At 44.9% G+C, this 15,055-nt stretch carries 16 protein-coding genes; 7 read left to right on the top strand and 9 right to left on the bottom strand.

Going from position 1 to position 15,055, the window contains the following annotated elements:
* Positions 1-238: 238 nt before the first annotated feature.
* Together BM243_RS06805 and BM243_RS06810 are read right to left on the bottom strand one after the other, a co-directional pair.
* Positions 239-2,092, bottom strand: coding sequence for an ABC transporter ATP-binding protein (locus tag BM243_RS06805; RefSeq protein ID WP_074911646.1), 1,854 nt, complete (start codon positions 2,090-2,092; stop codon positions 239-241).
* Entirely contained in the window at positions 2,092-4,296 is a 2,205-nt protein-coding gene (locus BM243_RS06810; protein WP_074911647.1) for an ABC transporter ATP-binding protein, read from the bottom strand. The genes BM243_RS06805 and BM243_RS06810 overlap by 1 nt, the downstream gene beginning before the upstream one ends.
* Before the next feature lie 168 nt (positions 4,297-4,464).
* Here BM243_RS06810 and BM243_RS06815 point away from each other — a divergent pair, with 168 nt between their 5' ends.
* Complete coding sequence (locus BM243_RS06815) at positions 4,465-4,908, top strand: MarR family winged helix-turn-helix transcriptional regulator (RefSeq protein WP_074911648.1); 444 nt, start codon at positions 4,465-4,467, stop codon at positions 4,906-4,908.
* 59 nt (positions 4,909-4,967) lie between these two features.
* On the opposite strand, the gene BM243_RS15235 is transcribed toward BM243_RS06815, so the two are convergent.
* A complete protein-coding gene (locus tag BM243_RS15235) occupies positions 4,968-5,141 on the bottom strand; it encodes a hypothetical protein (protein ID WP_177213476.1) in 174 nt (57 codons plus the stop codon).
* Between the two features lie 118 nt (positions 5,142-5,259).
* On the opposite strand from BM243_RS15235, the gene BM243_RS06820 reads away from it, so the two are divergent.
* Positions 5,260-5,958, top strand: a complete 699-nt coding sequence (locus BM243_RS06820) for a response regulator transcription factor (protein ID WP_074911649.1) — start codon at positions 5,260-5,262, stop codon at positions 5,956-5,958.
* Positions 5,939-7,198: a sensor histidine kinase gene (locus BM243_RS06825; protein ID WP_074911650.1), complete on the top strand. Its 1,260-nt coding sequence runs from the start codon at positions 5,939-5,941 to the stop codon at positions 7,196-7,198. Before BM243_RS06820 ends, BM243_RS06825 begins: the two co-directional genes overlap by 20 nt.
* An 87-nt stretch (positions 7,199-7,285) precedes the next feature.
* Here the strand turns inward: BM243_RS06825 and BM243_RS06830 are convergent, their stop codons facing one another.
* Both BM243_RS06830 and BM243_RS06835 read right to left on the bottom strand, forming a co-directional pair.
* Positions 7,286-7,855 (bottom strand): chromate transporter, encoded by a 570-nt coding sequence (locus BM243_RS06830; protein WP_347499603.1) that lies wholly within the window; start codon positions 7,853-7,855, stop codon positions 7,286-7,288.
* Positions 7,839-8,420 carry a chromate transporter gene (locus BM243_RS06835; protein ID WP_074911651.1) on the bottom strand — a complete coding sequence of 194 codons (582 nt, stop codon included), beginning with the start codon at positions 8,418-8,420 and terminating at the stop codon, positions 7,839-7,841. The genes BM243_RS06830 and BM243_RS06835 overlap by 17 nt, the downstream gene beginning before the upstream one ends.
* 108 nt (positions 8,421-8,528) lie before the next feature.
* Between BM243_RS06835 and BM243_RS06840 the strand changes: the two genes are divergently transcribed.
* Both BM243_RS06840 and rimO read left to right on the top strand, forming a co-directional pair.
* The gene (locus BM243_RS06840) at positions 8,529-9,416 is read left to right on the top strand and encodes a LysR family transcriptional regulator (RefSeq protein ID WP_074911652.1); all 888 of its coding nucleotides are present in this window, start codon (positions 8,529-8,531) and stop codon (positions 9,414-9,416) included.
* A 138-nt stretch (positions 9,417-9,554) separates the two neighbouring features.
* The gene (gene rimO, locus BM243_RS06845) at positions 9,555-10,880 is read left to right on the top strand and encodes a 30S ribosomal protein S12 methylthiotransferase RimO (protein WP_074911653.1); all 1,326 of its coding nucleotides are present in this window, start codon (positions 9,555-9,557) and stop codon (positions 10,878-10,880) included.
* 100 nt (positions 10,881-10,980) lie between these two features.
* Here the strand turns inward: rimO and BM243_RS06850 are convergent, their stop codons facing one another.
* From BM243_RS06850 to BM243_RS06865, 4 genes are all read right to left on the bottom strand, one after another.
* On the bottom strand, positions 10,981-11,184 hold the full coding sequence (locus BM243_RS06850) for a DUF6199 family natural product biosynthesis protein (RefSeq protein WP_074911654.1): 204 nt from the start codon (positions 11,182-11,184) through the stop codon (positions 10,981-10,983).
* A 206-nt stretch (positions 11,185-11,390) separates the two neighbouring features.
* Entirely contained in the window at positions 11,391-12,110 is a 720-nt protein-coding gene (locus BM243_RS06855; protein WP_074911655.1) for a Crp/Fnr family transcriptional regulator, read from the bottom strand.
* 71 nt (positions 12,111-12,181) lie between these two features.
* Positions 12,182-12,367, bottom strand: coding sequence for a hypothetical protein (locus tag BM243_RS06860; RefSeq protein WP_074911656.1), 186 nt, complete (start codon positions 12,365-12,367; stop codon positions 12,182-12,184).
* Between the two features lie 9 nt (positions 12,368-12,376).
* Positions 12,377-12,616, bottom strand: a complete 240-nt coding sequence (locus BM243_RS06865; RefSeq protein ID WP_074911657.1) for a hypothetical protein — start codon at positions 12,614-12,616, stop codon at positions 12,377-12,379.
* Between the two features lie 312 nt (positions 12,617-12,928).
* Between BM243_RS06865 and BM243_RS06870 the strand changes: the two genes are divergently transcribed.
* Positions 12,929-13,684, top strand: coding sequence for an HNH endonuclease (locus BM243_RS06870; protein WP_074911658.1), 756 nt, complete (start codon positions 12,929-12,931; stop codon positions 13,682-13,684).
* Positions 13,685-13,867: 183 nt separating this feature from the next.
* On the top strand, positions 13,868-15,055 hold the full coding sequence (locus tag BM243_RS06875; protein ID WP_074911659.1) for a glycine C-acetyltransferase: 1,188 nt from the start codon (positions 13,868-13,870) through the stop codon (positions 15,053-15,055).

The raw sequence follows: 15,055 nt of genomic DNA on the forward strand, positions 1-15,055 counted from the left end.
CCTCCAAGTTTTTCTATGTGCTCAGTATATTCCTGAAAGAGATTGAGCTTCAAGGAAAATTGGATGAGTTGCAATATGTGGGGATAAGTTGCTTGCTGTGATAAATAATAACAAAATTATATCTTTTCCTATCTTCATATTGAAGAATGAAATGGGATTTGTCAATAAAAAAACCGTCCTCCCACTTTGAGTGGAAAAGGACGGTTTTCATCGTGGTCTTAGTTCTTAGTGGAGCTTATCAGCCTTCAAACTGTGAATTGTAGAGTTTCTCATAGAAGCCCTTCTTCGCGAGGAGCTCTTCATGGGTGCCGGTTTCCACAATGTCCCCTTCGTTCATGACGAGGATCACATCGGCATTACGGATGGTGGACAGTCTGTGGGCGATGATGAAGCTGGTTCTGCCCTTCATGAGCTTTTCCATACTTTCCTGAATGAGCACTTCTGTACGAGTATCCACAGAGCTTGTGGCTTCATCGAGAATCAGGATGGCAGGGTCTTTCAGGAAGACTCTGGCAATGGTCAGAAGCTGTTTCTGGCCCTGGCTGATGTTGGTGGCTTCCTCATTAATCTCCATATCATAGCCGTTGGGCAGTGTTTTTACAAAATGATGCACATAGGAGGCTTTGGAGGCTCTCACGACTTCTTCATCTGATGCATCCAGTTTTCCATAGCGTAGATTTTCCATGATGGTGCCGGAGAAGAGCCAGGTGTCCTGAAGCACCATACCGATGGAGTCTCTCAGATCTCTTCTTTTCAGGTTCTTGATGTCTGTGCCGTCCACTTCGATGGAACCGCTGTTCAGCTCATAATATCTCATCAGAAGCTTCACGAGGGTTGTCTTACCTGCACCTGTTGGGCCGACGATGGCGACCCTTTGGCCAGGCTCCACATGAAGACTGAAGTTCTTGATGATGAGTTCATTCTCTTTATATCCGAACTGCACATTGCGGAAGGTGACTTCACCTTTCACATCCTCCTGACGGAGCGATAAAGTGCCGTCTTCTGTAATTTCCTCTTCTTCCAGGAAGGCGAAGATTCTTTCTGATGCTGCCACAGTAGACTGCAGAACGTTGGAAATCTGAGCCACCTGAGCTATGGGCTGAGTGAAACGTCGGATGTACTGGATAAAAGCAAGAATGTCTCCGACGGAAATGGCTTTGAGGATGGCCAGGTACCCACCTAAGATGGAAACAAACACATATCCGAGGTTACCCACAAACATCATGACCGGCTGAGTGAGTCCAGAGAAGAACTGGGATTTCCAAGCGGAATCCTTCAGGTCCTCATTGATCTCCGTGAACTCGGATACTGCTTTTTCCTCCCGGTTGAAGGCTTTCAGGATGATGTGTCCGCCAAAGGCTTCCTCCACATATCCATTGGCTTTACCAAGAAGTTCCTGCTGCTGTTTGAAAAAGCGCTGGCTTCTCTTGATGATGGTGACCATGAGCCCCATGCTGATGGGCAGAATGAGCAGTGCAATGAGGGTCATTGGTACAGAGATGGAAATCATCATCACCAGTATACCCAAGATGGTGGTGACGGAGGTGATGATCTGAGACAGAGATTGATTCAGGCTCTGAGACACCGTATCCACATCATTGGTCATGCGGGAGAGGACATCTCCATGGCTGTTCTTGTCAAAATAACTAAGAGGCAGCCTGTTGATTTTCTCTTCGATGGATTTTCTTAAGTTATAGGAGACTTTCTGCGCAACGCCTGCCACAATATAGCTCTGGATAAAGCCCAGTATGCTGGATATGACATAGACGCCCAAAAGGAGCAGCAGTGTTCTTTGGATGCCTTCAAAATCAATACCAGGACCTCCGGTGATCTTGCTCAAAAGTCCCTCAAAGATCTTTGTGGTGACATTACCAAGAATCTTAGGTCCGGTGATGCCAAAAATGGTGCTGCCGATGGCAAACCATACCACTAAAATAAGGGGCAGGAAGTAGGGCTTCAGGAAGTCTTTCAGCTTTCTGAAGGTCTTCTTGAAGTCTTTCGGTTTATCTCCCATGGGCATTCCATGGCCCATGCCAGGACCTCCAGGTCCTCGGGGAGCTTTCATTTGAGTATTTCTTTTTTCATCTTGCATTATGCCAGCTCCTCCTTTGTCATCTGTGAGGAAGCAATTTCCTGATAGACACTGCAGCTTCTCATGAGCTCCTCGTGGGTGCCTTGTCCGGCAATTTTTCCTTCGTTCAATACGATAATCTTTTCTGCGGTTTTGATGGTGCTGATTCTCTGAGCGACGATGAGCACCGTGTTGTTCACTTCTTTTTTCAGCTGCGCTCTTAAGGCTGAATCTGTCTTATAGTCCAGTGCGGAGAAACTGTCATCAAAGATGATGGCTTCCGCATCTGTTGCCAGAGCTCTGGCGATGGAAAGTCTTTGTCTTTGTCCACCGGAGACATTGGCGCCTCCCTGTGCAATACCAAACTGGTAGCCATCCTCTTTGTCCAGGATGAAGTCTTCCGCCTGGGCAATTCTTGCAGCCTTTTTCATGGCTTCATCTGAAAGATTTGCATCACTGTATTTGATGTTGGACTCTGCAGTACCAGAGAACAGAATTCCCTTTTGTGGCACATAGGCGATTCTTGATCTCAGATCCTTCAGCATCAGATCTTTGATGTTGACTCCATTTAGAAGAATTTCTCCTTCGGTGGCGTCATAGAATCTTGGAATCAGATTCACCAGCGTGGATTTTCCTGAACCGGTGGAACCAATGAAGGCAGTGGTCTCTCCTGGTTTTGCAGAGAAGGTGATGTTCTTCAGTACATAATCTTCTGCTCCTGGATATTTGAAGGAGACATTCTTGAATTCAATCTCTCCCTTCATACCTTTCTCCATGGCCATGGGCTGGAGAGGGTCTGTGATGCTGAGGTCTTTATCGAGAACTTCTCCGATTCTGTTCATAGAAACGGAAGCTCTTGGCAGAATGATGGAGACCATGGAAAGCATCAGGAAGGACATCATAATCTGCATGGTGTATTGGATATACGCCATCATATCTCCCACTTGCATATTACCCAGGTCCACTTCATAAGAGCCTACCCAGACGATGAGAATACCCAGGGCATTCATGATGAGCATCATGAGAGGCTGCATAAGTGACATCATTCTGGAAATGAAGAGGTTTGTTTTGGTGAGGTTCTCATTGGCTTCCTCAAATTTTTTCTCTTCATGACGTTCTGTGTTAAAAGCACGGATGACCATGAGGCCCACCAGGGAGTCTCGGACCACCATATTCACTTTATCCACCAGTTTCTGGAGGGATTTGAACTTGGGCAGGGCTACGGTAAACATGGTGACCACAAGGATCAGAATGCCTAGAACGCCAACAGCGATGACCCAAGCCATGGACTGATTGGTTCTTAGAGCTTTGATGATACCGCCGATACCAAGGATTGGAGCAAAGAACACCATTCTCAGAAGCATGACGGTGAACATCTGCACCTGCTGGATGTCATTGGTGCTTCTTGTGATGAGAGAGGCTGTGGAAAATTCGTTGTACTCTTCATTGCTGAAGGAAGCTACTTTCTTAAAGAGAGACAGTCTCAGATCTCTGCCAAGGTAGGCAGAAACCTTACTGGAAATATACGCCACCAGGACAGCGACCACCATGGCAAGAAGCGCAAGGCCCACCATCTGAAGTCCAGCGGTGATCACGTAGCTTGTTTGGATTTTTCCGATGTCTCTTCCCAGGGTTTCATATTCTCCTTTGACAAACTGTGTTGCAGTCTGGTCCTGGATGCTTTTTGGCAGAGCATCTAGAGCGCTTGTGATTTTGGCGAGGATCTCAGATCTTTGGGCTTCTGGCATCATCTTCAGCGCATCCAGAGGCGTCATGCCTTCTGGAAGGTTTGCGAAGGCATCCCCGGCAAAAGGATTGTCATCTCCTGCTTCTCCCTGGAGGCCGGAAGCCATGACCAGGTATGGGGTCAGGTAGGACAGGCTGTCTTCGGAGGTTTCTCCCTCTGCCAGCACGTAGTCTGAGCCTGGGGTCAGATTAGGGTAAAGCTTCTCTAATGAGGCATCTCCGCCATCATAGATTGTATAGTCTTCATTGAAAGAGGTCAGATCATCAGGAGACATGAGTAGAGTTAAAATCTCTCGCTGCTCTCCAGATAAGACTTCAGGATAAGTTTTTTCAATCCCTCCCTGCTGGATTCCCACGTTGACGATTCTGGACATATAGTCTGGAAGCGAGAGCTCTAGGGAAGCCTGAGCAAAGAGGAGTGCAATGATGATCAGTATATGCACGCTGTATTTTTTTAGGAACTGCATGAGTTTCAGCATGAATTGGGTCACTCCTTTGGCTTTTGTTTGTTGCTTCTTTTTGTATCTTACTCATTATATTTTAGAGAAAGTTATAAGTCAATAATAATTATGAATTCATAAATAAACCTTGAAGTCTTACATTTTTTCTTTATAATAGAGTATAGAAGAAAAAAAGGAGATGGGCAGTTGGACAGGCAAGAGATCATCTGTGAAACAGGAGAATATATATTTCATGTGAATATGCTGATGCACAGCAAGCTCATGAACTTTCAGAACATGGCAAAGATCTCAGATCTTCCGCCCAGCCATATCAAAGTGCTGTTCTTTCTGAAAAAGATGGGAGAAAAAACCATGAGTGAGCTGGCCAAGATCATGGAGGTGTCGAAGCCGAACCTTACGCCTATTGTGGACAGGCTGCTGGAAGAAAAGCTCATTGCAAGGAAAGAAGCGCAGAAAGACAGAAGAAAGCTGGTGGTGGAAATCACAGAAGATGGAGAAGCGTTCATCCATATGCTTCATGAAAAAGCTAAAGAAAAGCTTGGTGAGAGGCTTTCAGAAATGTCAGAGGAAGACCTCTTGAAGCTTCATGAGGCAACCAAAACCTTACAGGATGTGCTGAGGAAATTATAGGGATGAAAAAAGAGGAGAGAAAGCGTAAAGCATTCTGTCCTCTTTTAGATTCTCATATCTCAGATGCCTATAGCATCCAGGAACGGGCCCAGATCGATGAATCCTTGCATATCCATATAGTAAAGTGCAAGAAGAATGATGATGGCGGTGAGTACAAACTTAAATGCTGATTTCACGATCTTCAGCACCGTCACCACAGCAATGACAGCCAGCAGTATGATGAGATAATCCATGGCGCGAGCCTCCTTTAAGAGAAGTTTAATTATGAAAGGATATAATCCATTATAACATGAGGTTTCTGAAAATCTTTGCATTTTGTGGAGACAGGAAGGATATAGAGGTGAAAGTAAAATGAAAATGCTCATCATTGAAGATGATAAGCTCTTGGCAGAATCCATCAAAGACTATCTGAAGGACAGTTTCTCTGTGGACCTGGCCAAGGATGGCGAAGAAGGCCTCTATGAGGCGGAAAAAGATATCTATGATCTGATTCTTCTGGACATCATGATGCCCGAAATGAATGGCTATGAGGTGCTGGAAGCGTTAAGAAAGCAAGGCATCTCCACGCCGGTGATCATGATCACCGCCAAGGACGGACTGGAGGACAAGATCAAAGGACTGAAGCTTGGAGCCGATGACTACATCGTGAAACCATTTTTCAGAGAAGAGCTTCTGGCAAGAGTGGAAGCGGTCCTCAGAAGAAGCGGAAGGCTTCTGGATATTGCCACCATTAAGTACCGGGACCTCACTTTAGAGAGAAAGACCAAGAGAGTATTCTTAAGAGAGAAGGAGATTTTTCTTCAAGGGAAGCAGTATGATCTTCTGGAATATCTCATCTCCAATAAGGACACCATCCTGACCAAAGAACAGATCTTTGACAGAATCTGGGGCTTTGATTCGGACACCATGGTCAGTGTGGTGGAGGTGTATGTGTCTAATCTCCGCAAAGCTTTAAAAAACTATGGATATTCCTTGCCCATCAAGACAGTGAGAGGTTTAGGATACATGTTCTCTGTGGAGGAAGAGCCTGATGAAGAAGAAAAAGCTTAGGATTCTTCTGACGTATGCGTCCATATTTTTTGTGATCATCTGCCTTTTCTCCATGAGTATCTTTATATTTGTGTCCCATAATCAGATGAAGAAAGTGGACACTGATCTGCAGCTTTTTAAAAATGCAATTGTAAGGGTATATGACAATGACCTTCATGTGGCACTGCCGCTGAATCCTAAGACCATCACCATTGTCCGAGAAGAAGATGGAAAGCTTGATATGAGATTTCCTGTATCGGAGTTTTATGAAGAGTCTTTAAAGATGTTTGAGGCATTTCCACTGGATGAAGTGAAAACCGTTGCCTATAAAGGGGGCCACTATAGGACCACCAGGTTCCAGCTGATGCTGGGGGAAGAAGTCCGGGACGTGCAGGTGCTTTATAACATCGATTCGGATATTAGGGTTCTGAACAGCTTAAAGAGCATCCTTGTGAATGGAAGTATTCTCATTATTTTTGCGTCCATCATGATCAGCTATGTGCTGGCCAACAGGACCATCAAGCCCATGAAAGAGTCCATTGAGAAAGAGCGAGCTTTTCTCCAGGATGCTTCCCATGAGCTGAGAACCCCCATTGCGGTGATTCAGAGCAGACTCGAGGGACTTCTTAGGAATCCCGAGGAGAAAATCATTGACCGGTATGAGTATATTGAGCCTGCCCTTCGGGAGAGCAGAAGAATCTCCAGAATGGTTTCTAATCTCATGATCCTTACTCGGGCAGATGCGGGAGCGACCCTGGACAAGATGGAGAAATTTGACCTTCGGAAGCTTGGCGATGACATTGCCATTATTTATGGGGAGTTTGCAGCCATTCAGAACAAGAAGTTTGTCTATACACCAAAAGAAGAAGTGATTATTGAAGGAAACTATGAGAATCTTCATCAGCTTCTGATCATTCTCATGGACAATGCGTTAAAATACACCAAGGATGAAGGAATCATTGAGCTTTCCATCACCTCCTCCAAGGACAAAGGCATCATTCGGGTATTGGACAATGGGGTAGGCATCAAGGAAGAGAATCTTGACAAAGTCTTTACCCGATTCTTCCGGGAGGATAAAGCGCGAAACAGAAACAATGGCGGCACAGGTCTCGGTCTTTCCATCGCCAAATGGATCACCGACTGTCATGGTGGCACCATAAGAGCAGAACGGCGAAAAGAAGGCGGCACCATGATTGAGGTGCAGCTGCCAAAAGAAAACAAGCTAAAAATAGGAAAAAACAGTTCCGAAAAGGAATCATGAGAAGAGAAAAACAAAGCACTCTATGTAATGGGAGACCATCTATAGGGTGCTTTGCTATGCTGAAAAAAATAGGATGCTTTCATGCCATCAGGAGAAGAGAAAGTAGGAAACCCCTCCGATGAGACCTGTGAGCCCGATGATGAACAGCGGACTTTTTTTGTAGCGGACCAGGAGGAAAAAGGATGCGCTAAGAAGCAGGAAAGAAAACCCATTGAAGTTCTGAAGGCTTAGGGCATTCTCTGGTGTCTGCTTCAGAGCGACTTTTACAATGGCAAAGCCTGCTGCACCGATCAGTGCTGCGGTAGCAGGGCGAAGTCCACGGAGCACCTTTGCAAGCACAGGCAGATCTCTGTATTTGTGATAGAGAGAAGCAAGGACAAGCACAAGGACAACGGAGGGGAAAATCACGCCAAGGGTTGCAAAAACTGCCCCCAAAGGTCCCGCCACCTTGGTGCCCACAAATGTGGCAGAATTTACGGAAATGGGACCGGGAGTCATTTCTGCAATGGTGATGAGATCCACAAATTCAGAAAGAGCCAGCCATCCCTTCACCCGAACCGCCTGGTTTTCAATGAGGGGAAGGGCTGCCATACCTCCACCAAAACTGAAGAGGCCGATTTGGGCAAAACTGAGGAACAGTTCAAGATACAGCATCATGGGATTCACCTTCCTTTATCATGGAGAGATCTGGGAGAAAGCCAGCCAGTGCAGAGAGAATGAGTACAGGCAGAATGGGTACTTGAAACAGAATCACCAGGAGAAAGCTTGTGAAAAGAATCAAGGCAGAGGTCAGGTTTTTCGATGTCAGGATGCTTCTGGTCATGGTATACACCACATGCAGGATGATGGCGGCCACCCCTGCCTGCATGGTGGAAAGGACTGAGGAAACCAGCGCGTTGTCCCGGAAGGAAGCATAAAAAAGTGAAATCAGGGAAAGCAGAAGAAGTGGGGGAAGAATGGTGCCAAGTACAGTAACGAGAGCTCCTTTGATGCCTTTCAGCTTGTACCCCAGAATCACAGAGGTGTTTACAGCAAGGGCTCCAGGAGAAGACTGGGCGATGGAGATCATGTTGAGCATTTCTTCATCATCGATCCACTTCAGCTTTTCTACAAATTTCTTTCTCATGAGGGGGACGATGACATAACCTCCGCCAAAGGTAAAAGCGCTGAGCATAAAGGTTGAGGTGAACAGAGTTCTATATAAATTTTGGGGTTCTTTCATGAGAATCCCTCCTCTTTTTTGTTTCTTCCATGATACCTCTTGTAGGGTTATAAGTGAAATAGTATAATTTATGAATAATCATAACGAAATTGTTATAGAGGTGAGAAAATGAAAGTACGGGATCTGGAAATTTTTCTTGCTGTGGCGGAGAGGGGCGGTTTCACCAAAGCTTCTGAAAAACTGTATTTGGCTCAGCCCAGTGTTTCAAGGACCATAAAGCAGCTGGAGGACCTTTATGGGGTTCAGCTCTTTGAGCGTTTCGGGAAAAAAACACTGCTCACAGAAGCAGGAGAAACTTTTCTTTATCATGCGCGGCGTATGATCCATGAGAAAGAATCTCTGGAGGAAGCCATGAAAGACCATGAAAAAACCCTCCATCTGAGGATTGGATCCAGTCTGACCATCGGCACGTATATTCTTCCCCAAGTGGTGAGGCTGCTTCAAGAGAAGGGCAGCAGCATCAAGTTCTCGGTGCAGGTGGAAAACTCCCAAAGCATCATAAGGAAAATCAAGGAGAATCTTCTGGATGTGGGCATCATTGAAATTCCTTCATTAGACTCGTCCATAGACAGTAAAGTGATTTTAAGGGACCGGCTGGTGCCAGTCTGTTCTCCCAAGTATCATCTGGATCCCCATAGGATTTTTTCATGGCAGGAGCTTACCGAAGAACCGCTGCTGTTAAGAGAGAAAGGAAGCGCTGGAAGAGATCTATTGGATGAGCGGTTCAGGAAAATGATTGGGGAGCCCACAGTGCTCATGGAGAGCAGCACCAATGAGTCCTTGGTCTCTGCCGCAAGAGAGAATCTGGGGGTGGCCGTGCTGTCCCATTTTATCGTGGAGCCTTCCATCAAGCTGGGGCTGCTCCGGGAAATAGAGATGGAAGGGGAACCTTTCATAAGAACCTTCCACCTGATCTGGCATAAAGACAAGTATATGAAGGAAGAAATGAAAGAAGCTTTGTCCTTCATTGAAGAAGAGATGGGAAAATGGATGTGACTCTTCCAAAGAGAATGGATAAATCCTAGGTGGGCTAAGTTTTTTCATATGTTGTGATGCTCTTGGCACGGTTTCCAATTAAAGATATAATAGTAACGTTGTAAAAAAGTGGAAACGTATGGGATAAGGGAGAATACTATGGAAAAATATAAATTAGGGCTTGTGAGCCTTGGCTGTGACAAGAACCGGGTGGATTCAGAAATCATGCTGGGCATGCTGAAAAACACCTATGAGATCACCGAAGAGCCCAAGGAAGCAGACATCATCATCGTGAACACCTGCGGCTTTATTGAAAGCAGCAAGCAGGAGTCCATTGACACCATCCTGGAGATGGCAGAATATAAGAAAGACTATAACTGCAAGCTTCTCATGGCTACTGGGTGCCTCACCCAGCGCTATGGGGAAGAGCTGTTAAAGCTCATGCCGGAGCTGGATATCATTCTTGGGGTAAACAACTATGGCTTCCTGGACCAGTATGTGGAAAAATTCATCAAGACCCGTGAGCGGATCATGGCAGTGGATTATCTCGATTCTGGGATTAATGAAGGAGAAAGAATCCTCACCACTGGATTTGGCCAGACGGCGTATTTAAGAATTTCAGAAGGCTGCAGCAATCACTGCACCTACTGTATCATTCCAAAAATTCGTGGAACCTATCGAAGCAGACCCATGGAGAAGATCCTGGAAGAAGCGAAGACCCTTGCCAAAGGGGGCGTTCAGGAAGTTATTGTGGTGGCACAGGACACCACAAGATACGGAACAGATCTTTATGGTAAAAAAGCACTGCCGGAGCTTTTAAGAAGGCTGAAGGAAATCGAAGGGATCAAGTGGATCCGTGTGCTGTACCTGTATCCGGAAGAGTTCACCGAGGAGCTCATTGAAGAGCTGAAGACCAATGAGAAGGTTGTGAAGTATCTGGATCTTCCCATTCAGCACATCAGTGATGGTGTTCTGAAGAGAATGGCCAGGAGGACTAAAAAAGAGGATCTTCTTTCTCTCTTAAGAACCCTGAGACATGAAATTCCGGATCTGGTGCTGAGAACATCTCTTATCGTGGGATTCCCGGGAGAGACCGATGAGGAGTTCAAAGAGCTCTATGACTTTGTGGACGAGATTGAGTTTGACAAGCTGGGCGTATTCACCTATTCCAAGGAAGAGGGGACTGCAGCGGCACTCATGAAGGAGCAGATCCGTAAAGATGTAAAGGAACGCAGAAGAAATCTCATCATGGAAAGGCAGCAGGAAGTCAGCAGAAGAATTCTGGAACGTAAAGTAGGCAAGACCTATGAAGTCCTTGTGGAGGGCATGGGAGAAGACGGCTATTATGGCAGAAACTTCGAAATGGCACCGGAAGTGGATGGCATGATCATCATCAAAACGCAGAAGGACCTGATGGTAGGATCTTTTGTGGACGTGAAAATCATAGAGGCGCTGGAGTATGACCTCGTGGGCGTGCTTTTATAGCGGGCTCTAATATCCAGGCACAAATTACCAAAAATATTAAATGAAAGCATAACAAAAGGGATTTGCAGCAAATCCCTTTTGTGTTATCCAGTATTATTTCTTATCTAAAAAACAGCTCCGTGATCACACCTGCCAAACCGACGAGGAAGCACATGATCCCTCCAAATTTGATATTGATGTCATAGAGCTCCGATGGACCAGAGACTTTCTCTGACTTCCAGGATTCGGTGAGTCTCCAAAACCAATCTGTCTTGAAAAACATGACGGGTCCTAGTAGAAGGAGTATAAATGCCATAAAAATCATGGTATCCCCCCTTTTATCATGTACCAGGTTCTTGAAGCATGGATATCTTTATCTGGTTTCAAAGGTACGTGTAAGGGTACCCGTGTTCCATCTGTATACATATAGTATACTTGATTTTGATGGATTATTCTTTATGAAAATTGAGTTCCAGTCACATAATAAAAGACCATGCATTTTTTGCATGGTCTTCGCTGATTTGAGGAGAGTTATTCTCGGTCCAGTATGGCTTTCAACCGTTCTTGGTCCAGAATGTTGATGTTTCTCTGCCCTTGAAGAGACAGAATTCCTTCATCCTGAAGAGCAGAAAGCTTACGGCTTAAAGTCTCCTGGGAAGTGCCAATGATGCTGGCAAGAGTTCCTTTACTGAAAGGAAGCTTGAAGGCTTTCATGGAAAATTCTGTAGAGAGATCCAGAAGATACTTGGCAATGCGCTGCTCCACATCATAGAGCCCGATGGATTCTACGATATCCAGAATCTGCACATTTTTCTTGGCATACTGCTCCAGGATCTTCAGTCCCATTTCCGGATGAGATAGAATCAGTTCCTTGATGTCCTGTCCTTTTAAGATGCAGAGATTGGTCCGTTTCATGGCTTCTGCTGTATTTAGGATGGGCTGACTGTCAAAAAGAGCATGTTCACCTAAAAAGCTTCCGGGTCCAAGAACGTGGAGAATCTGCTGTCTCCCCTGGCTGGACAGCTTATAGATTTTCACTTCGCCCAGGTTGATGATATAGAGATTGTCCCCGGGGTCTCCAGGAGAGAAGATGAGTTCTCCTTTATCAAAGGTTTTATGGACTGATTTGCTTAAAATCAGTCTCTTTTGTTCAAAAGTAAGGGAGTCAAAAAGAGTAATCTGATCTACGCAGGAGACCCCATTTCTCTTGCAGCTGTCACAGCTGCACTTGCATCCAGTTTCTAGCAGCATAGCTTCACCTGTCCTTTTGTCGATAATCACTACAGCTTAAAAAACAGGATACCATAAGCATCCTGTTTTTACTATTCCAGTATACCTTCTTTTTTCAGCAGGGATTCCAGATTGGATACTTTGTGAGAAAGCATCCTGAATTTCTCTTTGATTTTTTCTTCTGCACTTTCCTCTGTCAAAATGGCTTCCATTTCGCTTACATCAGTTAATGCTGCTTCGATGTCTTCGTTGATTGCATCCAGTATTTCTTTTTTCATTCTGCACCTCTAGTTTAATTCTTCTTGCTGTTCCCCACTCATGGGATGTATGAAAGGAGCTCTGAAAGAGAATTCTCTTTCATGTCCACAGTCTTCACAGATACATAGGGTGATATTTTCAGGCTTTCCGCTGTCAAAGCGAAGACCCACCGATTCAGTGAGAAAGTTACCACCGCAGAGTTCGCAGGGGGTATTGTTGATGATGATATATTCACTTTCTACAAACTTCATTACTTCATTTAAGTTCACACGAGTTCCTCCCTTAGGAATAATTCTTCCCTATGTTAGCACTAAGATGCATTTTATGCAATAAAGATTATGGGGCTAAGGAAAAAAGATTTTCAAGTGGGTAGAGAAATTATGCTCCTTCCCCTATAATAGATAATATACTGAAAATTAGACCAATGGGAAATTTCAAACAGTTTTAAGGTGTCTGGAAAAGTTCTCCCATGAGGGTTTTGGAATGAACATGAAGATTTGAATCTAGATTCTCATGAAGTTCATACAGAAGACACCAGAAAAATGTTGGGCTAATTTTTATCCATGGAGGTGAGGGAGCGGTTGGAAAAAACAGTACATTCTTTTGAGATCATCAATGAAAATATTATCATTAAAAGAATAGACAAGTCTCTTCTTACCTATGGAGAAATCCGCATTCCCAATTATCTTCGGGACTTTTTTCATTTTCATGAGATGGAGAAGCATGACCGGTGGGATATAGAAATCACCTATCATCATTCCCTTTATTACGGAGTGCTGTATCTGGATGACTACAAGAGACTCCGAGGGAAGCTCCGGTGGGGTAAAGAGCTTACAAGAGAGCTGAGAAATACCGCATCGAAATATATTTATGAAAGCTACGGGTACGACATCCGGGAAGAGAATGCACCACTTCTCCGTTTGGAGAAGGTGGACCGGCTCACCTTCCGAGCCGATGTGATATTTCCGGAGGAAGTGGAGAAGGATGCCAAGGAGTATATGCTCCACGAGGACAAATTCATCTATGGAGTAAAGGCCCGCTATGAGCTGGATCCAGACGTCCGGCTGAAGGTTCTCAAAATCCATGGGGTCAGCTGTGGCATCTGCGGTTTTAACTTTGAGCATATCTATGGGGATGTGGCCAAAGGATATATCCAGATCCATCAGATCGGCAGTGAAGACAAGGGTCTGGAGGAGCTGGATCTGGAGAAAGATTTTATCCCCGTCTGTGATAACTGTCATGGTATTCTTCACAGAAATAAAGAAGTGGATCTGTCCGTGAAAGAGCTGCAGCAGATCATCAAGATTCAGTCAGAACTTCATAAACTGGATAAGTAGAAAGTCTATCACATTGTATGGGTAGACTTTTTTCTTTTATCAGATTATCGATGAATGTAAAGGATTTCTTATAAAGTAATCAATTTTACGGGGAGGGTTTTCTAACTGATTCCCCTCTGTTATAATTGAGTATACGGACAAATAAAACTATTTGTAAATACACGAAGTACACAGGAGGTCGAAATGAGTAAAGCGTTAGAAAAGTTCTTATCAGAGAACCTGGACGATCTGAAGAGCAAAGGACTGTATAATGAGATTGATATTCTGGAAGGGGCCAATGGACCCAAGATAAAAATTAGAGGAAGAGAACTGATTAATCTTTCTTCCAACAACTATCTTGGACTGGCAAACGATGAGCGTTTGAAGAAGGCGGCGAAAGAAGCTACAGACAGATATGGTGTAGGTGCAGGTGCGGTAAGAACCATCAATGGTACCATGGACATTCATGATGAGCTGGAAAAGACCCTTGCAAGATTTAAAGGAACGGAAGCGGCCATTGCCTTCCAATCTGGGTTCAACTGCAATATGGGGGCAATCTCTGCGGTGATGACAAAGAAGGATGCCATCTTATCTGACGAACTCAACCATGCGTCCATCATAGATGGATGCAGACTATCCGGTGCAAAGATCATCCGTGTGAAGCATCAGGATATGGAAGATCTTCGTGCGAAAGCAAAGGAAGCCATTGCTTCCGGACTTTATGAGAAAATCATGTACATCAGTGATGGCGTCTTCTCCATGGATGGGGATGTGGCAAACATCGATGGCATTGTAGAAGTATGTAAGGAGCTGGATATCATTTCCTATATCGATGATGCTCATGGATCAGGCGTCATGGGAAAAGGTGCTGGGACAGTGAAGCATTTCGGTCATGCCAAGAACATCGACTTCCAGATGGGGACACTGTCCAAAGCCATTGGCGTCGTTGGTGGATATGTGGCAGGAACCAAGGATCTTATTGACTGGCTGAAGGTTCGCGCAAGACCTTTCCTGTTCTCCACATCTCTTACCCCAGCCAATGCAGCGGCTTGTATTGAAGCCATCAGAATTATGGAAGAAGATCCAAGTCTTCATCAGAAGCTATGGGAAAACGGAGATTTCCTGAAGAAAGAACTGAAGAACCTGGGCTTCAACATTGGAGCATCTGCGACACCAATTACACCTGTAATCATTGGAGATGAGACACTGACTCAGAAGTTCTCCAGAAGACTCATTGAAGAAGGGGTTTATGCCAAATCCATCGTCTTCCCAACCGTGCCCATGGGTACCGGTAGAGTGAGAAATATGCCAACAGCCCAGCATACCAAAGAAATGCTTCTGGAAGCAGTGAGAATCTATGAAAAAATTGGAAAAGAATTAGGCGTAATATAA

It is taken from the genome of Proteiniclasticum ruminis, from assembly GCF_900115135.1.
GTDB lineage: Bacteria > Bacillota > Clostridia > Clostridiales > Clostridiaceae > Proteiniclasticum > Proteiniclasticum ruminis_A.